Annotated in this window: 23 protein-coding genes; 18 read left to right on the top strand and 5 right to left on the bottom strand. The window is 48.7% G+C overall.

From position 1 onward, the window contains the following. Positions 1-447: 447 nt before the first annotated feature. A complete protein-coding gene (locus tag ACK5NH_RS19510) occupies positions 448-720 on the top strand; it encodes an acylphosphatase (protein ID WP_133181152.1) in 273 nt (90 codons plus the stop codon). Between the two features lie 106 nt (positions 721-826). Here the strand turns inward: ACK5NH_RS19510 and ACK5NH_RS19505 are convergent, their stop codons facing one another. The 3 genes from ACK5NH_RS19505 to ACK5NH_RS19495 all read right to left on the bottom strand — a co-directional run bounded on the left by ACK5NH_RS19505 (position 827) and on the right by ACK5NH_RS19495 (position 6,035). Then, positions 827-1,846, bottom strand: a complete 1,020-nt coding sequence (locus ACK5NH_RS19505) for a peptidoglycan binding protein CsiV (protein WP_416922749.1) — start codon at positions 1,844-1,846, stop codon at positions 827-829. Beyond that, positions 1,846-5,328 (bottom strand): transcription-repair coupling factor, encoded by a 3,483-nt coding sequence (gene mfd / locus ACK5NH_RS19500; protein WP_416922752.1) that lies wholly within the window; start codon positions 5,326-5,328, stop codon positions 1,846-1,848. Before mfd ends, ACK5NH_RS19505 begins: the two co-directional genes overlap by 1 nt. A gap of 86 nt (positions 5,329-5,414) precedes the next feature. Next, positions 5,415-6,035: a hypothetical protein gene (locus ACK5NH_RS19495; protein ID WP_416922747.1), complete on the bottom strand. Its 621-nt coding sequence runs from the start codon at positions 6,033-6,035 to the stop codon at positions 5,415-5,417. Positions 6,036-6,129: 94 nt separating this feature from the next. On the opposite strand from ACK5NH_RS19495, the gene ACK5NH_RS19490 reads away from it, so the two are divergent. From ACK5NH_RS19490 to lolE, 3 genes are all read left to right on the top strand, one after another. Beyond that, on the top strand, positions 6,130-7,362 hold the full coding sequence (locus tag ACK5NH_RS19490; protein ID WP_416922745.1) for a lipoprotein-releasing ABC transporter permease subunit: 1,233 nt from the start codon (positions 6,130-6,132) through the stop codon (positions 7,360-7,362). A 97-nt stretch (positions 7,363-7,459) separates the two neighbouring features. Then, complete coding sequence (gene lolD, locus ACK5NH_RS19485; protein WP_416922743.1) at positions 7,460-8,155, top strand: lipoprotein-releasing ABC transporter ATP-binding protein LolD; 696 nt, start codon at positions 7,460-7,462, stop codon at positions 8,153-8,155. Beyond that, the gene (gene lolE, locus ACK5NH_RS19480) at positions 8,152-9,402 is read left to right on the top strand and encodes a lipoprotein-releasing ABC transporter permease subunit LolE (protein ID WP_416922741.1); all 1,251 of its coding nucleotides are present in this window, start codon (positions 8,152-8,154) and stop codon (positions 9,400-9,402) included. Before lolD ends, lolE begins: the two co-directional genes overlap by 4 nt. 100 nt (positions 9,403-9,502) lie before the next feature. Here the strand turns inward: lolE and suhB are convergent, their stop codons facing one another. Further along, complete coding sequence (suhB, locus tag ACK5NH_RS19475; RefSeq protein WP_416922739.1) at positions 9,503-10,306, bottom strand: inositol-1-monophosphatase; 804 nt, start codon at positions 10,304-10,306, stop codon at positions 9,503-9,505. A 154-nt stretch (positions 10,307-10,460) separates the two neighbouring features. Between suhB and trmJ the strand changes: the two genes are divergently transcribed. From trmJ to ACK5NH_RS19405, 14 genes are all read left to right on the top strand, one after another. Continuing rightward, positions 10,461-11,186 carry a tRNA (cytosine(32)/uridine(32)-2'-O)-methyltransferase TrmJ gene (trmJ, locus tag ACK5NH_RS19470; protein WP_416922737.1) on the top strand — a complete coding sequence of 242 codons (726 nt, stop codon included), beginning with the start codon at positions 10,461-10,463 and terminating at the stop codon, positions 11,184-11,186. A 45-nt stretch (positions 11,187-11,231) separates the two neighbouring features. Further along, a complete protein-coding gene (gene cysE / locus ACK5NH_RS19465) occupies positions 11,232-12,053 on the top strand; it encodes a serine O-acetyltransferase (protein WP_416922735.1) in 822 nt (273 codons plus the stop codon). A 342-nt stretch (positions 12,054-12,395) separates the two neighbouring features. Continuing rightward, the gene (iscR, locus tag ACK5NH_RS19460; protein ID WP_006081858.1) at positions 12,396-12,857 is read left to right on the top strand and encodes a Fe-S cluster assembly transcriptional regulator IscR; all 462 of its coding nucleotides are present in this window, start codon (positions 12,396-12,398) and stop codon (positions 12,855-12,857) included. Positions 12,858-12,935: 78 nt separating this feature from the next. Next, positions 12,936-14,150, top strand: a complete 1,215-nt coding sequence (locus ACK5NH_RS19455) for an IscS subfamily cysteine desulfurase (protein WP_416922732.1) — start codon at positions 12,936-12,938, stop codon at positions 14,148-14,150. A gap of 37 nt (positions 14,151-14,187) precedes the next feature. Beyond that, the gene (gene iscU, locus ACK5NH_RS19450; RefSeq protein WP_011072277.1) at positions 14,188-14,571 is read left to right on the top strand and encodes a Fe-S cluster assembly scaffold IscU; all 384 of its coding nucleotides are present in this window, start codon (positions 14,188-14,190) and stop codon (positions 14,569-14,571) included. Between the two features lie 14 nt (positions 14,572-14,585). Continuing rightward, positions 14,586-14,909 (top strand): iron-sulfur cluster assembly protein IscA, encoded by a 324-nt coding sequence (gene iscA / locus ACK5NH_RS19445; protein WP_011072278.1) that lies wholly within the window; start codon positions 14,586-14,588, stop codon positions 14,907-14,909. A 15-nt stretch (positions 14,910-14,924) separates the two neighbouring features. Further along, complete coding sequence (gene hscB / locus ACK5NH_RS19440) at positions 14,925-15,449, top strand: co-chaperone HscB (protein WP_416922729.1); 525 nt, start codon at positions 14,925-14,927, stop codon at positions 15,447-15,449. Between the two features lie 67 nt (positions 15,450-15,516). Next, positions 15,517-17,379: a Fe-S protein assembly chaperone HscA gene (gene hscA, locus ACK5NH_RS19435; protein ID WP_416922727.1), complete on the top strand. Its 1,863-nt coding sequence runs from the start codon at positions 15,517-15,519 to the stop codon at positions 17,377-17,379. Positions 17,380-17,387: 8 nt separating this feature from the next. Then, positions 17,388-17,723, top strand: a complete 336-nt coding sequence (gene fdx, locus ACK5NH_RS19430) for an ISC system 2Fe-2S type ferredoxin (RefSeq protein ID WP_011622515.1) — start codon at positions 17,388-17,390, stop codon at positions 17,721-17,723. A 155-nt stretch (positions 17,724-17,878) separates the two neighbouring features. Next, a complete protein-coding gene (rimK, locus tag ACK5NH_RS19425; protein ID WP_416922724.1) occupies positions 17,879-18,778 on the top strand; it encodes a 30S ribosomal protein S6--L-glutamate ligase in 900 nt (299 codons plus the stop codon). A gap of 69 nt (positions 18,779-18,847) precedes the next feature. After that, positions 18,848-19,045, top strand: coding sequence for a Fe-S cluster assembly protein IscX (gene iscX / locus ACK5NH_RS19420; RefSeq protein ID WP_416922722.1), 198 nt, complete (start codon positions 18,848-18,850; stop codon positions 19,043-19,045). A 195-nt stretch (positions 19,046-19,240) separates the two neighbouring features. Continuing rightward, on the top strand, positions 19,241-19,408 hold the full coding sequence (locus ACK5NH_RS19415; protein ID WP_416922720.1) for a hypothetical protein: 168 nt from the start codon (positions 19,241-19,243) through the stop codon (positions 19,406-19,408). Positions 19,409-19,629: 221 nt separating this feature from the next. Continuing rightward, on the top strand, positions 19,630-20,061 hold the full coding sequence (gene ndk, locus ACK5NH_RS19410; protein ID WP_011717218.1) for a nucleoside-diphosphate kinase: 432 nt from the start codon (positions 19,630-19,632) through the stop codon (positions 20,059-20,061). A gap of 307 nt (positions 20,062-20,368) precedes the next feature. Next, positions 20,369-20,812, top strand: a complete 444-nt coding sequence (locus ACK5NH_RS19405; RefSeq protein ID WP_011622519.1) for an Hsp20 family protein — start codon at positions 20,369-20,371, stop codon at positions 20,810-20,812. A gap of 123 nt (positions 20,813-20,935) precedes the next feature. Here the strand turns inward: ACK5NH_RS19405 and ilvN are convergent. Next, positions 20,936-21,131, bottom strand: a 196-nt coding sequence (gene ilvN / locus ACK5NH_RS19400; RefSeq protein ID WP_416922717.1) for an acetolactate synthase small subunit, incomplete at its 5' end; no start/stop codon positions are given.

Here is a 21,131-nt window from a genome sequence, read left to right as displayed (position 1 = left end):
TTTGGATCTGTTACGCATCAATCTATTAGATTTGTCTGCCTTGGGAATACAAGGCGATAATTTATGCCATTATTTGGAATGTGTGACGGTATATATTATTGGTTTAGCTGGTTATTTCAGCAAAAAGCATTAAATAATCCCTATTTATGTGGCTTTATCTATCATTTTGTTGAAATTAATAAAGAATTGTGTAAAGTAGCCCCTCTTAACAGTTTGTTACAAAATGCTACAAACTTTTATGCCAATTAGTCCATTTATGGACAACCTTTTGCGTATGTCGCCCGACACAGCTAACAGCGGTCTCGTTAGCTGTTTTTTTATGCCTACTTTGTTGTGTTTCACTTAAAAATCCATCATTTACTCATGCTTAAGCCCAACCAAGTTGAAAACTCGGCTATGCTTAATCTCGCATAACAATAACAAACTCACCTTGTTCAGGAGACGAAAATGAAACGGGTGCTGATCCGATTGATGGGAAAAGTGCAGGGCGTGGGTTGCAGACATGCAACCCTCACCAAGGCTCGTACGCTTGGCGTCACAGGCTATGTGACCAATTGCGCCGATGGCAGCGTTGAAGTTCTTGCCCAAGGCAGTAATCCAGCGGTGGATAGTCTTATCGCTTGGTGCGAGGTGGGCGTGCCTTGTACCGACGGGTTAACGGTGACGGTGGAAGAAGATCAAGGTGATGATATTTACTTGGATTTTTCGATAGTGCGCTGATGCTCTTTACTTTGATGAGCATGAGTACTTATTCATGCCATTGAGACAATAAAAAAGCGGTATGCATTGCATAACCGCTTTTTTACTCGCTCTAAGCCCATTGGTTTTAGGCGTTAGGTTGCGCCATCTTACGGATTTGTATCACCATGCCCATTTCGGGATGATCGAGATAATGGATCTCATCACTTTTCACTCGGCGATTTTGCTCCAACGGAATAGACATTAAATAAGGCGTCATCACTTTTACTGGCGCCGTAGCAGTACTTGTTGCGTTCATGCTCGCCTCATCGGCTGCCACAGGCATTAATTTGCGACCTTCTTTACGCAAATTGAGCGCGGTTTCGATGTACAGATAATGGCTAAGATAAATATTGAGTGTGCCATCAAGCTGCCACACAGGAGAGGGCAGTAATGGCGCAGATGTTTCTGTCATCATGCCTGTCGTGCCGTTAGCGCCTTGCATAGCGCTTGCCATGGCTTGCTGCACAATTTGACGACCATCGAAGTGATAACTGGCAGAATAATCCTTACCCGCAAACAGGCGAATGGGCACTGAGCCACTCTTGCCCGTCATAGGTTGTTGCCATGTCATATGCAGTAAGCTGCGGTTACCACGCTCTCTCGATAGGCTACTGATGATGCTCGCAAATTGGCCTTGGCTGCTGGCGAGTAATACTGGGCCACTGCCTTGAGACGCATAGGCCTGACTTCCGCTGCCGATTTCCGATGGAATGACACTCGGATAGCGATAGCTGGTCACCGCATTCGAGCTTGCAGTACTTGGGCCTGAAATAGCTAAGGCGCCGCCGTTACTCATCTCGGAAGTGGTATTCGTATCAGTGCTCGTGCTTTCGGCGCAATGGCTATTGGCATCGGCGTCATACACTAAGGTGCAGGGCGCGGATTCATTGCTCATGGAGACCACAGCCTGACCTACAACCGGTGAAATCAGATCGATAGCGCGGTTGGTTTTAGTCTCAATTGGCGCCATCGGCCATTGCTCAGTCGACTGGCTTTGGCGTTCAAAAATATAGACTTCAACCTCGAACCAAGCTTCAGCACGGGCAAGTGAACTGTGTGAAAGTGCAATAAGTGTAGCGATAGAGACCGCGAGTTGACGTAACACTATTTATCTCCAAGACGATGTTGCGATAATTGTTCGAGCAAGAGTTTGACTAAAGCGAGCCTATCTTTTGTCGTTTCGGCATTGAGGATGAACTTTAACTTATTCGGCCCATCCATTCGATAGATTTGTGGCTGACTTTGCAGTAATCCAATGATAAAGCCGGGATCAATCACATGATCATTACTAAATTCGATGCTGCCGCCCTTGGCATGTACCTCAATTTTAGCCGCCCCCAGCCGAGTTGCCTGATGTTTATACAGGGTCATTTCCATCAGGTTTTTGGTGGCATCGGGCAGCAGACCGAAGCGGTCGATAAGCTCAACCTTGAGTTCATCTAAGGCTTCTTCACTGTCACAACTGGCGATGCGCTTATAGAGTGATAGGCGAATATTCACATCACCGACATAGTCTTCCGGCAACAGTGCTGGAATTCTCAGCTCCATCTCACATTGCTGATTGAGCATTTGCGCCAGTGATGGTTCTTTCCCTTGTTTGAGGGCCTTGACCGCTGATTCCAGCATTTCCATGTAGAGACTAAAGCCGATTTTAGAAATATGACCGCTTTGCTCATCGCCTAAGAGTTCGCCCGCGCCGCGGATCTCTAAGTCTTGAGTGGCAAGCATAAAGCCTGCGCCTAAATCCTCGAGGGCATCGATGGCCTCGAGACGTTTGCGGGCATCGCTGGTCATGCGTTTAGGATGCGGTGTCATCAAATACGCATAGGCTTGATGGTGAGAGCGGCCGACGCGGCCACGTAGCTGATGCAGCTGGGCTAAGCCGAAGGTGTCGGCGCGTTCGATAATAATCGTATTCGCACTCGGGACGTCGATACCGGTTTCGATAATAGTGGTACAGACTAACACGTTGAATCTTTGATGATAAAAGTCCGACATCACACGCTCAAGATCCCGCTCACGCATCTGGCCATGGGCCACAACAACCCGCGCTTCGGGCAGTAAGTCGATAATGCCTTGGGCGCATTTCTCTATGGTTTCAACATTGTTATGCAGATAATACACTTGGCCGCCACGGAGGATTTCCCTAAGGATGGCCTCACGCACTGTCGCGGGATCGGATTCGCGCACAAAGGTCTTCACCGCCAAGCGCTTAGCGGGGGGCGTGGCAATAATCGATAAGTCGCGCATCCCCGACATCGCCATATTTAAGGTGCGGGGAATGGGGGTGGCCGTCAGGGTCAAAATATCCACGTTGGCGCGTAGCGCCTTAATTTTCTCTTTTTGCCTTACGCCGAATCTGTGTTCTTCATCGATGATAAGCAGGCCTAAGTTTTCAAACTTTGCCTCTGATTGCAGCAGCTTATGGGTGCCGATTACTATATCGACTTTGCCTTCCTCGAGCAGTTTGAGCACTTGGGTCTGCTCCTTGGCGGTTCTAAAGCGTGACATTACCTCAATTACCACGGGCCAGTCGGCAAATCTGTCTTTAAAGTTTTCGTAGTGCTGCTGGGCGAGTAGCGTGGTGGGCACCAGCACCACCACCTGTTTACCCGCATTCACCGCCACAAAGGCGGCGCGCATCGCGACTTCGGTCTTACCAAAGCCCACATCACCGCAGACGAGGCGGTCCATCGCGACGGGGGATTGCATATCGGCGAGCACGGCATGAATCGCACTTTCCTGATCGACGGTTTCTTCGAAGGGGAAACCCTGGGAGAATTGTGCATACTCTTCGTCGTTGATGTCACAGCTTTCACCGGGGCGTGCTTGGCGACGGGCGTAGACATCGAGCAGCTCGGCGGCCACATCGCGGATTTTTTCGATCGCTTTGTTTTTTGCCTTGGCCCAAGTGTCGTTACCGAGTTTATTGAGGTGAGCCTCGCCATCGGCGCCGACACTGTAGCGGCTGATCATGTGCAGGTTAGACACTGGCACATAGAGTTTATCGCCGCCCGAGTATTCCAGCTGTAGGTATTCGGCCACTAATCCGCCGGTATCTAAAGTGATTAAGCCTTGATACAGCGCCACACCGTGCTCTAAGTGCACTATTGGCTGGCCGACTTTGAGCTCGGCTAAGTTTTTGATCAGGGTATCGTTGCTGATCTGGCGCTGTTTTTCACGGCGGCGCTGCTGGGAGATGCGATGACCAAAGAGTTCGGTTTCGCAGATGATGCTGACGGCGGTTTGCTTTCCTAGCCCGAGTAAACAACCACGGGAGAGGGGAGATACAATCAAGCCAAGTTTGGCATCACTTTGAATAAACTCATCAAAATGGCTGAATAACGCCGGTTTTAACTGGATTTTACCTAAGAGTTCGAGCAAGGCTTCGCGGCGGCCTTCCGATTCGGCACTAAACAACATGCGCGGCGCATGTTCGGCGTACTCTTGCAGCGCAATCAGCGGTTGCTTTAACTTGTGATTAGCGCTCACCTCGGGCAACACACTGGCATCAATCTGCACTGCGCCTGCGACGGCATCGGGTTGCGGCGCAATAAACTGATAGCGAGGCAGCGGCTTAAAGGCAGCAAATAATTCTTCAATCAGTAAATACAGCTCTTTAGGTGCCAACAGCGGCCGCAGTGGATCGACCCGTCTGTCTTCATAGCGGGTTTCCACCTCTTGCAAATGGGCGCGGGCGGACTTTTCGATATCGCCTAAGGTGACTAACTGAGTGTCCTTCGGCAGGTAATCGAACAGTGTCGCGATCTCATCGAAAAACAAAGGCAGATAGTTCTCAATGCCGGCGGGCATCAAGTTGCGGCTCACCAGTTGATACACTGATTCAGGCTCTTTGACTATGACCTCAAAGCGGCGGCGATAGCGCTGCCTAAAACCTTCGATGGCGCTGCTGTCGGTGGGGAATTCCTTGGCGGGTAACAGGCGCACCGCATCCACAGGAGTGGACGAGCGCTGGGTTTCAGGATCGAAATGGCGAATGGTCTCGACTTCATCATCGAACAACTCGATACGCAGCGGCATATTCACGCCGGTGGGGAAGATATCGAGAATCGAACCACGAATGGCAAACTCACCATGCTCGTAAACCTGTTCAACCAAGTGGTAACCCGTGTCGGTTAACTGCTGGCGCACATCATGGAGCTGATATTTATCGCCTTTTTTAAGCACAAACACATTGGAGCTTAAATAGGATTTCGGTGGCAAGCGCATCATCAGCGTCGTCACTGGCACTATCACTACGCTGTGCTCGGCTTGGGTGATTTGCGACAGGGTTTCTAAACGCTGGGAAATCAAATCCTGATGGGGCGAAAAGCTGTCGTAGGGCAGGGTTTCACGGTCAGGGAACAGTCGCACCTTAATGGCGCTTTTAGCCAACAAATAGTTGAGCTCTAACTCGATACTCAATGCCGTCGGTGTATCACTGGTCACAATCAGTGTTGTGCCCTTGTGTTGGCGAACTAGGCTGGCGAGGGTAACGGCTTGACCAACCCCGGCGAGACACGACAGGGTTTGCATTTGAGTTCCATTTTTGACAACGGGCGGTGTTAGGGCTGAAATTTGTGTCATTGGCGTGGGATAAACTGATTCATTCACAATAAGTTGCGTTCATTGTAGTGACTTGGGCGCTAGGGTGCCAGCAAAAACGCTAGCCTTTATTGACGCTCGTCACGGGCCTGTTTACGCAGTTTAAGTTGTTTTTGTTGCACATTGAGGCTCGCTTTAACCAGTTGCTCGACATCTGCATCCAGTATTTGACTAAATTCGAGGTCGACGAGATAGGGCGATGCGGCATTGGCTTGTTGTGCTTGTTGCCCATCAGATTGGCCTTCCTGCGAAACTAAGCAGGCCGTGACCTTGGCAAAACATAAAATGGCGACCAATTCTTCGTGGATAAATAAGGTCACCTTATATTGGCGCCCAAGGGGGAGGGCCTCACTGCTCATTAGGCGAATGCCACTGCCACCAAACTGACAACCGCTGAATTTATCGCCCTCTTGCACTTCCTTTTCGAGCACATGCTGCAGGACTAAATCGACCTTGCGGGATTGGAGTTTGAGAAAGTCCACCACCACCTTAGCTTCGTTGTCTAAATGACGCAGTTGCAGCAGGCAACTGGCCTCGAGTGCTTTGACTTCGCTCAGTAGCTGGATCCCTAAGGATTGCATTGATCTTAAAGCCATTTCACTGGGTAGTGGCTGGTTTTCGTCCCAGAGGCTTAAGTAAGCGGTGAAGGGATGAGGCACACTAAAATACGGATTGGTGTCAGTGAACAAGGCTTGCCTCTTTATTTATAGGACCTAAACCCCTATTATCGTGCCCATCTTTATGATTTAGCAAGTTCAGCACACAGGACGCAGCCCTCTTTCAATGGATCTTCGATTTCCTCTCTACGTTGGTTACCGTTATTGGCGGGCCAGAAAAGCAAACGCCTTTGCTTCTTTTATTACCTTATTTGCCGTTTCGGGCATTTTTTTAGGGGTGGCGGCCTTAATCGTGGTCAGCTCGGTGATGAACGGCCTCGAAGGACAATTAAAGCAGCGCATTTTAGGCGCCGTACCTCAATTGACGGTGGTGACTGAGGCGCCCTTAAGCGATTGGACTATACCTGCGGACAAACTCAAAGCCTTGCCCGGCGTGCAGGGCGTGACGCCTAGCGTGTCTACCCAAGCCATGGTGCAATCGGCGGCGAATATCCGCGCCGTGCAAGTATTTGGAGTGTTTCCTGAGCTTGCCGAAAAACTGTCTATGGTGGCACAGCATACCTATTCGGGCGCGTTTAACGAGTTAACTAGTGGCCAATATAAGGTCATCTTAGGCAGCGAGCTTGCCCGCCAATTAAAGGTCAGCCCAGGTGATACTGTGCGCCTGTTAAGCGGCGATGGCGTTGTGTATTCGCCCCTCGGTCCAGTCCCTAGCCAACGCAAGTTTTTAGTGTCCGCCGTGTTTGAGATGGGCTCACAGGTGGATGCGGGAGTTGCTTATATTCACTACCAAGATGCAAAGCGTTTAATGCGTCAACCGAGTGATGAAATCAACCAGCTAAGGCTGTATTTAAACGATCCTTTTATGGCGCCTGCACTTGCTAAGGATGTGAAGCAGATTCTCACCCAGCAGGGTATTGAGGCGACAACCAGTGATTGGCGCGATACTTATGGTCATCTATTTAGTGCCGTGAAGATGGAAAAAAACATGATGTCGCTGATGCTGAGCCTGATCGTAGCTGTGGCGGCGTTTAATATCGTGTCGGCGCTAGTGATGATGGTCGTGGATAAAACCACCGATGTGGCCGTACTCAAAACTCAAGGTTTACGTACCTCGGCGGTGATGGGTATTTTTGTGGTGCAAGGTTTATTGAATGCGGTCTTAGGTTTAGTACTCGGGCTGGTGGTTGGTATTCTGCTCACTCTTAATTTGAATGGCATTATGGCGACCCTGGGGATTTCCATTTTAGGGACAGGGCAAGTGCTGCCGGTTAAATTAGAACTGGGGCAATTGTCGATGATTATTGTTGGTACTTTAGTCGTAACCTTAGTGGCGACCCTTTATCCCGCATTGCGGGCGGCGCGGGTGCAACCAGCCACGGCGCTGCGTTACGAATAGCTGCGATGTAACAAATTACAACGTCGCTCCCATGATGAGAGACGTGTTTGGACATGGGGTTTATCCATGTCATTAAGAATTAAAAGCGAGAATCTCAATGCAAGACGTGTTACTGCAAGTGCAGGCGGTGAGTAAGAGTTATCACGATGGCGATGTGACCACTCAGGTGCTGTCTGAGGTGGATTTACAGGTGTTTAAGGGCGAGCAACTGGCGATTGTCGGTACCTCTGGCTCGGGCAAGAGTACGCTGCTGCATATCATGGGCACCTTAGATAAACCCTCTGCCGGTAAAGTATTGTTAGCGGGTGAGGATTTATATCAGGTGAGCAGTGCCCGTCAGGCGCAGATCCGTAACCAAGATTTAGGTTTTATCTATCAGTTCCATCACCTATTGCCCGAATTTAGCGCGTTGGAAAACGTGGCTATGCCAGCGTTTATTCAAGGCAGAGACCGCACTCAGGCTCAGGCCGATGCCAAAGCGTTGCTCGAAAGAGTAGGGCTTGGGCACAGAATGAGCCATATTCCCGCCGAGCTTTCAGGCGGGGAGCGCCAACGGGTGGCAATTGCCCGGGCGCTGATCAACAAACCCAAGTTAGTACTGGCCGATGAACCGACGGGCAACCTCGATGCTAAGAGCGGCGAGGCGGTGTATGAGCTGATCCGCGAATTAGCCAATCAACTCGGAACGGCGTTTGTGGTGGTGACACACGATCCCAAATTGGCGGCGCGGATGGACAGACAACTCACCATGAAGAATGGTTATCTGCAAGCTGTCGCGGAAAGCGCCCAATGAAAGGACCATTAGCCCTCTCCATTGGTTGGCGTTTTTATCGTGCGCGCCAATCCAATAGTTTTATTAGCTTTATCTCCTTTGCATCGACCGCGGGCATCGCTCTGGGTGTGGCGGTGCTGATTGTGGTGCTCTCGGCCATGAATGGTTTTGAGCGTGAGTTAGAGCAGCGCTTGTTAGGGGTGATCTCCCAAGCCGATGTGGTTGGCGTGAATGAGCCGATTGCCGACTGGCGCGCTGTTGAGCAAAGCGCCATGCAGATTGAAGGGATTACGGCGGCGGCGCCTTTTATTCGGATGCAAGGATTAGTGCAAAAGCCCGGTGGTTTTCAGGGGCTTGCCGTTGTTGGTATCGATCCTGAGCAAGAGGCAAAAGTCTCGACTCTCTCGCAATTTATGTCGAAAGAGACTTGGCAAGGCTTGAGCGAGGATGATAATCACATCGTCCTCGGGGAGAGTCTGCTGAAAAAGTTGGGCCTCGAAGTTGGTGATACCCTCGCTCTGTATGTGCAAGATCTTGATCCTGAACATGCCAGCAGTTTACGCGCGGCCAAGAGCCATCGCTTTGTGGTGTCGGGTGTGTACCGCTTAGGTGGCGAGCTTGAATTAACCACGGCGTATATTCCCATGCGCTATGCGGCGCATATCCTTAATTTACATCAAGGTGTGACCGGGGTGCGGATCAGTATGGCGCAGGTGTTTGATGCGCCAGCGAAAATTCGCGAGCTGGGTTATGCCTTAAACCAGTCTGTTTATATCAGTGATTGGACGCGTACCCAAGGACATTTATACCAAGATATTCAATTGGTTCGCACTATTATGTATCTCGTTTTGGTATTAGTGATAGGTGTGGCCTGTTTTAATATTGTCTCAACGCTAGTGATGGCGGTGCGGGATAAAGCCAGTGAAATCGCTATTCTGATGACCATGGGGTTAAGCCGTCTTTCAGTTATGGGGATTTTTATGGTGCAAGGCGCGTTAAATGGCCTTGTGGGTTGTGCCCTTGGCGGCGTGATTGGGATTGCGACCGCGATTAATCTCAGTGGTATCGCCCGTGGCATTGAGCAGCTGCTTGGCATTCAACTTCTATCGGCAGATGTGTATTTTGTGGATTTTCTCCCATCGGAGCTGCATATGACGGATGCCGGTTTAGTGATTGCCACTGCGTTTGTGATGAGTCTTATCGCAACCCTGTATCCCGCGTGGAAGGCGAGCCAGATTGGCCCCGCGCAGGCATTAGCGGGAAGATAGAAAGAATTCAAGCCGACATGCTTAATTAACCAAACAGAAAACAAAAAGGCCAGTGAATTCACTGGCCTTTTTAATATGCATGATTTGTGAGAGGGCGTAATTAACGCTTTAAACCTTCATTCAATAAAGGACGCATGGTTTTCACTAATTCTGTGGTCACTTTCGGTGAACCCGCAACTATGTTGCCAGAGATCAGGTAGTTATGACCGCCAGTAAAGTCGGTCACTGTGCCACCCGCTTCACGACATAGCAGATCGCCTGCGGCGATATCCCATGGCTTTAAGCCAATTTCGAAGAAACCGTCTAAACGGCCAGCGGCCACATAGGCCAAATCTAATGCAGCAGAACCGGCACGGCGTAAGTCAGAGCATTGACCGAACACTTCGCCAAATATTGCCATGTAGCTCTCGGTGTGTTGACGTGCTTTGAACGGGAAACCAGTACCGATAACGGTCGGAGCCAGTTCAGTCACATTGGTTACGCGGATACGGAAATCGTTTAATTTAGCGCCTTTACCACGGATTGCGGTAAATAACTCTTCACGAACGGGATCGTACACAACGGCAACTTCAGTTTTGCCTTTGTATTGGAGTGCGATAGAAACCGCAAAGTGGGGGATGCCTCTAACGAAGTTGTTAGTGCCATCCAGAGGATCGACTATCCAAATATAGTCTTTGTTTTCACCGCGGTTTTCGCCTTTCTCTTCACCCACGATAGTGTGATCAGGGTAAGATTTGCGAATTTGATAGGTAATAGCGGCTTCTGCTTCCTTATCTACACTGGTAACAAAATCGTTGATACCTTTGGCACTGACTTCAACTCGGTCAAGTTCAGTGTAGGCGCGCATAATAGTTTGGCCGGCCGCGCGGGCAGCGCGAACAGCAATCGTCAGCATCGGATGCATTGCAATCCCCTGGATGTTAAAGAACGTTAAAAATAGCGGGCGGCATTATACTCGATTTGAATGTTATATCAAATACCGATTTTCATATAAGCATTCACGCACGCCTGTGATAGTATTCGCTCCCTATGTTTTGTGAATTAAATTAAGTCGTTTCATGCTAAGTAATATTCGTGTGATTTTAGTGGGGACATCGCACCCCGGCAATATTGGCTCGACCGCCAGAGCGATGAAGACCATGGGGTTGTCTACCCTGTATCTTGCCGAACCAAGATGTGAAGTGGATGGTCAATCCATCGCCTTGGCGGCCGGTGCGTCTGACATCTTAAAGCATTTGGTGAAAGTGGATTCCTTAGAAGAAGCCATCGCCGATTGCAGTTTAGTGATTGCCACCAGTGCTCGCAGTCGTACCTTAGATTGGCCAATGCTCGATCCACGTGAAGCGGGGCAAAAGCTGGTCACTGAGGGCTTATCAGGACCTGTCGCCATTGTCTTTGGCCGTGAAAACCATGGTTTGACCAATGAAGAATTGCAGCAATGTACATATCATGTGGCTATTCCTGCTAACCCTGAATACAGTTCATTGAATTTAGCGCAAGCGGTGCAGATCATTTGTTATGAGACGCGTGTGGCACACTTAGCGCAAACAGAGACGCCGCAAGTGGAGGAAGAGTATCCGCTTTCTGCCGATCTCGAGCGTTTCTTTGTGCACTTAGAAAGCACCTTATCATCGACAGGGTTTATTATTAAAAACCACCCCGGCCAAGTGATGACTAAGCTACGTCGTCTGTTTAGCCGTGCTCGTATCGAAAGCCAAGAGATGAATATTCTTCGAGGCATTTTAACCTCGATCGATAAAGTGGTGGGTAACAAACAAAAATAGCCAAAGCACATTTGGCATATAACGCTAATCGCGAAGGATTGAAGCATGGGTGTGATAGCTAGGCTAAAAGAAGACATTGAATCTATATATCACCGTGATCCCGCGGCGCGTAGCGCCTTTGAGATCTTGGTCAACTATCCTGGCATGCACGCCATTTGGCTGCACCGGATAAGCCATAAATTATGGAAGCGTGATTGGCGCTTAATGGCCCGTTGTTTATCGACTTTTTCGCGCTGGTTGACGGGAGTGGAGATCCATCCAGGTGCCACCATTGGCGATCGTTTCTTTATCGACCATGGTATGGGCGTAGTGATCGGTGAAACCGCCGAGATTGGCGATGATTGCACCCTGTATCACGGCGTGACATTGGGCGGAACCACCTGGCAAGCAGGTAAACGCCATCCAACACTGGGCAATAACGTTGTTGTTGGCGCTGGGGCTAAGATTCTAGGTCCTATCACTATGCATGATGGCGCCCGTGTCGGCTCCAACTCTGTGGTGGTAAAAGATGTGCCTAAGGATACTACCGTGGTCGGGATCCCGGGGCGCGTGGTGGCCACTCCCTCCGCACAATCCAAAGAAAAATCCGAGCGCCGTAGCGCCATGGCCAAGAAATATGGCTTTGATGCTTATGCTGTGTCCCCCGATAATCCGGATCCAGTCGCGAACGCTATTGGCCAAATGCTTGATCATATGCATTTAATGGATTCAAAAGTGCAGGAATTGTGTCAAGCCATTCAGCGTTTAGGTGGCGATGTATGTACCGAGAGATTGCCTGAGCTGAATGTGGGTGAGTTTAACGACGCCGAAAAAGCTGCCGCCGATAAGCGCCAGAGTGCGCTCGACGAGTTTGACCCTAGCATTTAACCCTAAAAGGGCAGAGTGGATGATGGACAAACATCACTCAGCCCTGTGTTTTATCACTCAGTCTTGAGTTTGATTGCACAGCTTTTATACATTGTGGACTTGCATCTTCGGCTTTCATCCCAAGATAGTGCGTTAGATCTCGATATGGGGCCGATTAACGGGATTAATTGCCCCCTTAGCATTGAATCTTAGGGCAGAAAAAGGTTAAATACCCCACCAAGATGAAAGGGTATTGGTTCACTGCACGCTTATATACCTGAGTGTTTTACTAGGTTTTATACTTGACTAAATTACTCGGGTATGTTGAAATAACCCCATACCTGTTTGGGAGCTATGGTAGTTATGAAACTTACATCTAAAGGTCGTTATGCAGTAACCGCAATGCTCGATGTGGCAATCCACTCGGCTTCGGGACCGGTTCCCTTAGCGGATATCTCTGAAAGACAAGGGATTTCGCTTTCCTATCTGGAACAACTCTTCGCAAAGTTACGTAAACATGGCCTAGTGGCCAGTGTCCGAGGTCCAGGTGGTGGTTATCGCTTAGGCCTCGAAGCTAATGATATTTCTGTTGGTATGGTTGTGCATGCCGTGGACGAGTCTGTTGATGCGACTCGTTGTCAAGGATTAGGCAATTGCCAGAGTGGAACTCGCTGCTTAACGCACTCGCTTTGGGGCGATTTAAGCAAACAAATTTCAGATTTTCTAGATGGTATCAGTCTTGCTGGCTTAATGCAGAAACGAGATGTGCAGTTTATCTCGCTTAAGCAAGACACTATGCAAAAGGAGCAAAGAGTCAGCTTATAGGCTTTTTGTTATACGATAAAAATTATTTTTGTACGTTGTATGTAGCCTCGGCAGAGACTGCTAAGTACGGAGTGTGTTATGAAGCTTCCTATCTATTTAGATTATGCCGCCACCACGCCAGTTGATCCACGAGTCGCGGAAAAAATGTTCCAATACATGACGATGGATGGCATCTTCGGTAACCCAGCATCACGTTCTCACCGTTATGGCTGGCAAGCGGAAGAAGCGGTCGATGTGGCTCGCAACCAAGTGGCAGAGCTTATCAATGCCGATCACCGTGAAATCGTGTTTACCTCAGGTGCAACCGAATCAAACAACTTGGCAATTAAAGGTGTAGCGCATTTCTACAATAAGAAAGGCAAACACATCATCACCAGCAAGACTGAACATAAAGCGGTACTCGATACCTGCCGTCAGCTTGAGCGTGAAGGCTTTGAAGTCACTTACTTAGAGCCAGAAGCCAACGGCATTATTCCGATGGAACGTTTAGAAGCGGCGATGCGTGATGACACGATTCTTGTCAGCATCATGCACGTGAACAACGAAATCGGTGTGATCCACGATGTGGATGCTATCGGTGAGTTATGCCGTTCAAAAGGCATTATCTTCCATATGGATGCGGCACAAAGCGCCGGTAAATTACCTATCGATGTGCAAAACACTAAGGTTGACCTGATCTCTATCTCTGGCCACAAAATGTATGGCCCTAAAGGGATTGGTGCACTGTACGTTCGCCGTAAGCCACGCATTCGCTTAGAAGCGCAAATGCACGGTGGTGGTCATGAGCGTGGTATGCGTAGTGGTACTCTGGCGACTCACCAAATCGTCGGTTTAGGTGAAGCGGCTGCGATTGCAAAAGCCGAAATGGCTACGGACAACGCCCGTATCGCTAAGCTGCGTGACAAGTTATGGAATGGCATCAAGCATATCGAAGAGACTTACGTGAATGGCGATATGACTCACCGCGTGAGTGGTAGCCTCAACGTCAGCTTCAACTATGTTGAAGGTGAGTCGCTGATGATGGCATTAAAAGATTTAGCGGTTTCATCGGGTTCTGCCTGTACTTCAGCCAGCCTCGAGCCAAGTTACGTGTTACGTGCGCTGGGTTTAAATGATGAAATGGCACATAGCTCAATTCGTTTCTCAATCGGCCGTTTTACCACCGAAGAAGAAATCGATCACGCTATCGAAACTATTACACAATCTATTGATAAATTAAGAGAAATGTCTCCATTGTGGGAGATGTTTAAAGATGGCATTGACCTAAACCAGGTCCAATGGGCCCATCATTAATTCGACCATTTACAATAGATAATTTTGGAGCAGTACCATGGCTTACAGTGAAAAAGTGATAGATCATTATGAGAACCCACGTAACGTTGGTTCTTTCGACAAGAACGATCCTTCGGTCGTGACCGGTATGGTGGGTGCACCAGCCTGTGGTGACGTGATGAAGTTACAGCTTAAAATCGGCGCTGACGGCATCATCGAAGACGCTAAGTTCAAAACCTACGGTTGTGGCAGCGCCATCGCTTCTAGCTCGTTGGTAACTGAGTGGGTTAAGGGTAAAACCATCGAACAAGCGGCGGCGATCAAAAACACCGATATCGCGGAAGAATTAGCGTTGCCACCGGTGAAAATCCACTGTTCCATTTTGGCAGAAGATGCCATTAAAGCGGCGATCGACGAGTACAAATCGAAACAAGCTAAGTAACATCTGGAGTTAAGATGGCGATTACAATGACCCCAGCGGCAACTGAGCGTGTCAGATCTTTCTTAGCGAATCGAGGCAAGGGCATCGGCCTGCGCCTCGGCTTAAAGACCTCTGGCTGTTCGGGTATGGCTTATGTGCTTGAGTTTGTTGATGCGCTGAATGATGACGATGAAGTGTATGATATTGATGGTGTTAAAATCATTATCGATGCGAAAAGCTTCATTTATCTACAGGGCATTGAGTTGGATTTTGTTAAAGAAGGCCTGAACGAAGGTTTCCAATTTAACAATCCTAACGCAAAAGGTGAGTGCGGTTGCGGTGAGAGTTTCACTGTTTAATTGCCGAATTGACGCATGAATTATTTCGAGCTGTTTAAGTTTTCCCCTGCCTTCGATATTGACACCGCTGTGCTTGCAGAACGTTACCGCGAACTGCAACGGGCGGTGCATCCCGATAAGTTTGCCAACGATACCGAGCAACAACGTCTATTGTCGGTGCAACGTACCGCGCAAGTGAATGACGGTTATCAAACCCTAAAAGATCCTATCCGCCGTGCCGAGCATATGCTGTCGCTGCGTGGTATCGATTTAAGCCACGAAACCACCACAGTGAAAGACACTGCATTTTTAATGCAGCAGATGGAATGGCGTGAGGCGTTACAAGACATTCGCGATAGCGCCGATCCTCAAGAAAGCATTGATGAGTTATATGATTCTTTCGCGGCCTACCGGACAAAGCTGACGAAATTGCTCACCGCACAGCTAAGCAGTGGCAGCGAAGAAGATGCCTTGTTAGCGGCAGATCAAGTACGCAAGCTTAAATTTATGGCAAAATTACACGATGAGCTGACGCGTATCGAAGACGCGCTGCTCGATTAATTTTCCCTATTACAGTTATTTAGCCGATTCAGACGGGTCTGATTCGGCGTTACTAAGTTGGATACATATGGCCCTTTTGCAGATTGCAGAGCCCGGACAAAGCGCCGCGCCGCACCAACATAGACTTGCCGTTGGCATCGATTTAGGTACCACTAATTCCCTCGTGGCCGCCGTTCGCAGCGGCGTAACGGCGACCTTACCCGATGAAAATGGCCAGCATTCTTTACCTTCTATCGTCCGTTACACTCAAGATGGCATTGAAGTGGGTCAAGTCGCGGCGTTAAGTTCAGCGCAGGATCCGAAAAACACTATCGTATCGGTCAAGCGCTTTATGGGCCGCAGCCTCACGGATATTCAATCGGGCGAGCAAGCTTTCCCATACCAGTTTGAAGCCAGTGAAAACGGTTTGCCGCTGTTTGTGACGCCTCAAGGGCAAGTGAATCCGGTGCAAGTGTCAGCGGAAATTTTACGTCCTCTGGTTGAACGCGCCGAGAAAACACTCGGTGGCGAGCTGCAGGGAGTCGTGATCACGGTTCCTGCGTATTTCGATGATGCGCAGCGTCAAGGGACTAAAGATGCGGCATCTTTGCTCGGTGTGAAAGTATTGCGCCTGCTCAACGAGCCTACAGCTGCGGCAATCGCCTACGGTTTAGATTCTAAGCAAGAAGGCGTGATCGCGATTTACGATCTCGGCGGCGGTACCTTTGATATCTCTATTCTGCGTTTAAATCGTGGCGTCTTTGAAGTGCTGGCCACTGGCGGCGATTCGTCACTGGGTGGCGATGACTTTGACCATCTGTTACAGGCTCATATGCAGCAAGTATGGCAATTAACGAGTCTTGATCCGCAGCTAAGCCGTCAGTTATTGATTGAAGCGCGCCGCGTGAAAGAAGCCTTAACCGATGCGAGTGAAGTCGAAGCGAGCCTGACACTTGCCGACGGCACAGTGCTCAAACAACTGGTGACCAAAGCTGAATTTGTTGGCTTAATCAGTGCATTAGTGAAGAAAACCATCGCCAGCTGTCGTCGCACCCTACGTGATGCGGGCGTAACGGCTGATGAAGTATTAGAAACTGTGATGGTGGGCGGTTCCACCCGCGTGCCGTTAGTGCGTGAACAGGTTGAAGCCTTTTTCGGTAAGGCGCCGTTAACCTCTATTGACCCTGACCGTGTTGTCGCCATTGGCGCGGCGATTCAGGCCGATATTCTGGTCGGTAACAAACCCGAGTCTGAATTATTACTGCTCGATGTGATCCCCTTGTCATTAGGGATTGAAACCATGGGCGGTTTAGTGGAGAAAGTGGTTTCTCGCAACACCACTATCCCAGTCGCTCGTGCCCAAGAGTTTACCACCTTTAAGGATGGTCAAACGGCGATGGCCTTCCATGTGGTTCAGGGCGAGCGGGAGTTAGTCGATGATTGTCGCTCACTCGCACGCTTTACGCTTAAAGGTATTCCGCCGTTAGCGGCGGGCGCAGCCCATATTCGTGTGACTTTCCAAGTCGATGCCGATGGTTTGCTCAGTGTCACTGCGATGGAGAAATCCACTGGCGTGCAATCGAGCATTCAGGTCAAGCCTTCGTTTGGTTTATCTGATACCGAAATCGCGACTATGCTCAAGGACTCGATGAAGCATGCGAAGGAAGACATTAGTCGTCGTATGCTGGCCGAGCAACAAGTAGAGGCGGCAAGGGTACTTGAGTCGTTAAATGCAGCGCTTGCAAAAGATGGTGACTTGCTGACAAGCGATGAGCGCCAGCAGATTGATGCGGTCATGGCGCAGCTTGCCGAAATTGCCCGTGGTGATGATGCCGATGCGATTAAGCAAGCGATTGAAGTCCTTGATGAACATACTCAGGATTTCGCCGCGAAGCGTATGGACAATTCTATTCGAGTGGCCTTTAAGGGTCAGTCAATTGACAACATATAGGTGATGTGATGCCCCAGTTAGTCTTTCTTCCCCATGCTGAGTTATGTCCTGATGGCGCAGTGTTGGAAGCCAAAGTAGGTGAAACGATTCTCGATGTGGCGCTACGTAACGGCATCAATATCGAGCATGCCTGTGAAAAATCCTGTGCCTGCACCACATGCCACTGCATCGTGCGTGAAGGCTTTGATGAGTTAGAGCCAAGCGATGAGCTTGAAGATGATATGCTCGATAAGGCATGGGGGCTCGAGCCTGAGAGCCGCTTGTCTTGCCAAGCTAAAGTTGTCGATAGCGATCTGGTGATTGAGATTCCTAAGTACACTGTTAATATGGTTAGCGAAGGTTAATCAGCCTGAAGCCGTAATATCGTCAAAAACCAGTCCATGTGACTGGTTTTTGGCTTCTGGCGCCCAGCATTTGCGCAAGCAATAATTGTCATGATTGATTTATCTTAATCCGAGCGTATGATGCGCTCAAAATGAAATGGTTGTCGGAGACCAGAATGAGAATCGCGATCCTATCGCAAGGGCCTGAGCTATATTCCACAAAGCGACTCGTTGAGGCTGCGACATTACGTGGTCACGAAGTCCAAGTGATCAACCCGCTCGAATGCTATATGAACATCAATATGCGCCAATCGAGCATCCATATTGGTGGTGAAGAGTTACTGCCTTTTGATGCGGTGATCCCCCGTATCGGAGCTTCTATTACTTTTTATGGCTCTGCGGTGCTGCGCCAGTTTGAGATGATGGGTGTGTATGCGCTCAATGATTCTGTCGGTATTTCTCGTTCACGCGATAAGCTACGTTCGATGCAGTTAATGTCACGCCGTGGCATCGGTTTACCGATCACTGGCTTTGCCAATAAGCCGAGCGATATTCCTGATCTTATCGATATGGTGGGCGGCGCACCGTTAGTGATCAAATTACTCGAAGGCACGCAGGGCATCGGTGTGGTTTTGGCCGAAACCCGCAAGGCGGCTGAGAGCGTGATTGAAGCTTTTATGGGATTAAAAGCCAACATCATGGTGCAGGAATACATTAAAGAAGCCAATGGCGCCGACATTCGCTGCTTTGTGCTGGGCGATAAAGTGATTGCGGCGATGAAACGCCAAGCCATGCCTGGGGAGTTTCGCTCAAACTTACACCGTGGCGGCACCGCAAGTTTAGTTAAATTGACCCCAGAAGAGCGCTCGGTGGCAATTCGTGCGGCCAAAACCATGGGACTCAATGTAGCAGGGGTGGATCTATTGCGTTCTAATCATGGTCCTGTGGTGATGGAAGTGAACTCTTCGCCCGGCCTTGAAGGGATTGAAGGCGCCACCGCAAAAGATGTTGCCGGTGCCATTATTGAGTTTGTTGAAAAGAATGCGGCCAAGGCAAAAAAAACAACACAAGCGTAGAGTTAAGCTGTTATTGGGCTAAACTCAGGTGAGTTGTTTACAAGCTGCAGTTTGCACAAGGGGGAGAGGATGTCATTAAAGTGGATTGATTCATTAGATATCGCCTTAGAATTGCTGGAGAAGCATTCAGAGGTTGACCCCCACAAGCTGCATTTTACTGAGTTATACGAGTGGGTGTTGGCTCTAGATGATTTTGATGACGATCCTAAGCATTGTAATGAGCGGATATTGGAAGCCATTCAGCAATGCTGGATTGAAGAGAAGTAATCTTGCCTACTTGGGCATCTTGTCCAAGTGAAAAAGAAGTCATGTGAGATTGATCACGTTTCATCTCTCCTGAAATGGGATTTTTGTAGGAGTTTGATCAGTATCAAATTCATTTTAAGTGAATGACGTACCTTGTTATGTATCAGTTAAGTGATTAATCGCTTAATGTTATTTCCGCTACGCAAGGATGTTCACATGAAACTTTTGTTTGCTATGTTATTCACACTGTTACCCACCTTGGCATGGGCTCATCCTGGTCATGGCGGCGTCGGTTTATTCCACCATCTACTCGATTTAGTTCCTGCGATCATTTTAGTTGCCTTGATTGCGTGGGCGGGTATTTGGGCTAAAAATAGAAAATAACCCCTGAGTCTTTGGCAAATATGCCAATTTAGTTGTGTTGTTATCCTTTCGCCAGTCCTTTGGTAAACATGGACTGGCGTTTTTGTGTGAACAATCCGGTTACAAATCCAGCCAATGTGCGCAATATCTCAGACTTATTTGCTTTAAAGATAGGATTTGGTTTTTAAATTTCGTATAATCCGCGCGAATTTTTTCAAACTTGCTGACAAAGGAAGCTTGTTATGGCGATCGAACGCACATTTTCTATCATTAAGCCTGATGCTGTTGCTAAAAACCACATCGGTGCAATCTACAACCGTTTTGAAACTGCTGGTCTGAAGATCGTTGCAGCTAAAATGTTACACCTGACTAAAGAACAAGCTGAAGGTTTCTATGCTGAGCATAGCGAGCGTGGCTTCTTCGGTGCTCTGGTTGCTTTCATGACTTCTGGCCCAATCATGGTTCAAGTATTAGAAGGCGAAAACGCTGTTTTAGCTCACCGCGAAATTTTAGGTGCAACTAACCCAGCTCAAGCGGCTCCAGGTACTATCCGTGCTGATTTCGCTGAAAGCATCGACGAAAACGCAGCTCACGGTTCTGACGCTTTAGAATCTGCAGCTCGTGAAATTGCTTACTTCTTCAGTGCTGAAGAACTGTGTCCACGTACTCGTTAATCTGAGTCAGGGATTTGAGAAGGGGAGCCTAAGGGCTCCTTTTTTATTGGCTACGTGTGGCTATGTGAACCGGATATCTTGCTAGCCTAGTCATTAATGCACTGTTTTTATTATATTTTTAATTTTTTTTAAATTTCTTCCTTGAAATACGATTTCCTATCCTTATATCTATTGCAGGATCGCTCGATGAGGATCCCAATCGATTCTGTGCCGTTAGGACAGAAGTTAATTTAGGCGAGACAAATACGAGTTTTTAATTGAAGACCGTTCGCCAATTTCCCATATTGCTTAATACAAGGATATGAATATGCGTACTTATGATTTAACTCCTCTTTACCGTAGTGCTATTGGTTTTGATCGTTTAGCCCAGATGGCAGAACACGCTGCCGCGAATAATGGCAACTCAGGTTATCCTCCATATAACATTGAACTCCTTGGCGAAAATCGTTATCGCATTACTATGGCCGTGGCCGGGTTCTCGATGGAAGAGCTTGAGATCAGTAGCGAAGGTGAGAAATTACTGGTTAAAGGCAATAAGGCCGAGAGCCAAACCGAGCGTAAATACCTATACCAAGGTATTGCCGAGCGCGGGTTTGAACGTACCTTCCAACTGGCGGATTATGTGACCGTATTGGGTGCCAGTTTAGAGAATGGTTTATTGAACATTGATTTAGTGCGTGAAATCCCAGAAGCGTTAAAACCACGCAAGATTGAAATCACCACCTCGCGCCTATTAGATGGTCAATCCTAATCCAGAATCGCACGGATAGAGAAGGGGAGCTTAGTGCTCCCCTTATTGTTATCTCACCAATTAAAATCCCATGAGGTCTATGTCAAAGCCTTGCGATGGCAAGCTCACATAGGGTTAATGGGGCTATGCTCTCATTGCTTTCTCGCCGCGGGCCAGACCCACAACGCCCGAGCGCGATACTTCAACGACTTTGGTCACTTCACCCATGGAGTGAATAAAGGCATCGAGTTTCTCGGTCGTGCCCACCAATTGAATGGTGTAGAGATTGGCGGTGACATCGACAATTTGCCCACGGAAGATATCGGCGGTACGCTTAATT

This window comes from Shewanella sp. (assembly GCF_047975355.1).
Classification (GTDB): domain Bacteria; phylum Pseudomonadota; class Gammaproteobacteria; order Enterobacterales; family Shewanellaceae; genus Shewanella.
The sequence above is the reverse complement of the archived record's forward strand: the minus strand, read 5'-3'. Positions and strand labels throughout refer to the sequence as shown.

Excerpts from the sequence above, each read along its gene's own strand:
- ndk (WP_011717218.1), top strand. The coding sequence starts at position 19,630 with ATGGCGATCGAACGCACATTTTCTATCATTAAGCCTGATGCTGTTGCT.
- ACK5NH_RS19510 (WP_133181152.1), top strand. The coding sequence starts at position 448 with ATGAAACGGGTGCTGATCCGATTGATGGGAAAAGTGCAGGGCGTGGGT.
- cysE (WP_416922735.1), top strand. The coding sequence starts at position 11,232 with ATGGGTGTGATAGCTAGGCTAAAAGAAGACATTGAATCTATATATCAC.
- hscA (WP_416922727.1), top strand. The coding sequence starts at position 15,517 with ATGGCCCTTTTGCAGATTGCAGAGCCCGGACAAAGCGCCGCGCCGCAC.
- hscB (WP_416922729.1), top strand. The coding sequence starts at position 14,925 with ATGAATTATTTCGAGCTGTTTAAGTTTTCCCCTGCCTTCGATATTGAC.
- iscR (WP_006081858.1), top strand. The coding sequence starts at position 12,396 with ATGAAACTTACATCTAAAGGTCGTTATGCAGTAACCGCAATGCTCGAT.
- mfd (WP_416922752.1), bottom strand. The coding sequence starts at position 5,328 with ATGACACAAATTTCAGCCCTAACACCGCCCGTTGTCAAAAATGGAACT.
- trmJ (WP_416922737.1), top strand. The coding sequence starts at position 10,461 with ATGCTAAGTAATATTCGTGTGATTTTAGTGGGGACATCGCACCCCGGC.
- ACK5NH_RS19455 (WP_416922732.1), top strand. The coding sequence starts at position 12,936 with ATGAAGCTTCCTATCTATTTAGATTATGCCGCCACCACGCCAGTTGAT.
- ACK5NH_RS19415 (WP_416922720.1), top strand. The coding sequence starts at position 19,241 with ATGAAACTTTTGTTTGCTATGTTATTCACACTGTTACCCACCTTGGCA.
- fdx (WP_011622515.1), top strand. The coding sequence starts at position 17,388 with ATGCCCCAGTTAGTCTTTCTTCCCCATGCTGAGTTATGTCCTGATGGC.
- iscX (WP_416922722.1), top strand. The coding sequence starts at position 18,848 with ATGTCATTAAAGTGGATTGATTCATTAGATATCGCCTTAGAATTGCTG.
- iscU (WP_011072277.1), top strand. The coding sequence starts at position 14,188 with ATGGCTTACAGTGAAAAAGTGATAGATCATTATGAGAACCCACGTAAC.
- ACK5NH_RS19405 (WP_011622519.1), top strand. The coding sequence starts at position 20,369 with ATGCGTACTTATGATTTAACTCCTCTTTACCGTAGTGCTATTGGTTTT.
- suhB (WP_416922739.1), bottom strand. The coding sequence starts at position 10,306 with ATGCATCCGATGCTGACGATTGCTGTTCGCGCTGCCCGCGCGGCCGGC.
- lolD (WP_416922743.1), top strand. The coding sequence starts at position 7,460 with ATGCAAGACGTGTTACTGCAAGTGCAGGCGGTGAGTAAGAGTTATCAC.
- iscA (WP_011072278.1), top strand. The coding sequence starts at position 14,586 with ATGGCGATTACAATGACCCCAGCGGCAACTGAGCGTGTCAGATCTTTC.
- ACK5NH_RS19490 (WP_416922745.1), top strand. The coding sequence starts at position 6,130 with ATGGATCTTCGATTTCCTCTCTACGTTGGTTACCGTTATTGGCGGGCC.
- rimK (WP_416922724.1), top strand. The coding sequence starts at position 17,879 with ATGAGAATCGCGATCCTATCGCAAGGGCCTGAGCTATATTCCACAAAG.
- lolE (WP_416922741.1), top strand. The coding sequence starts at position 8,152 with ATGAAAGGACCATTAGCCCTCTCCATTGGTTGGCGTTTTTATCGTGCG.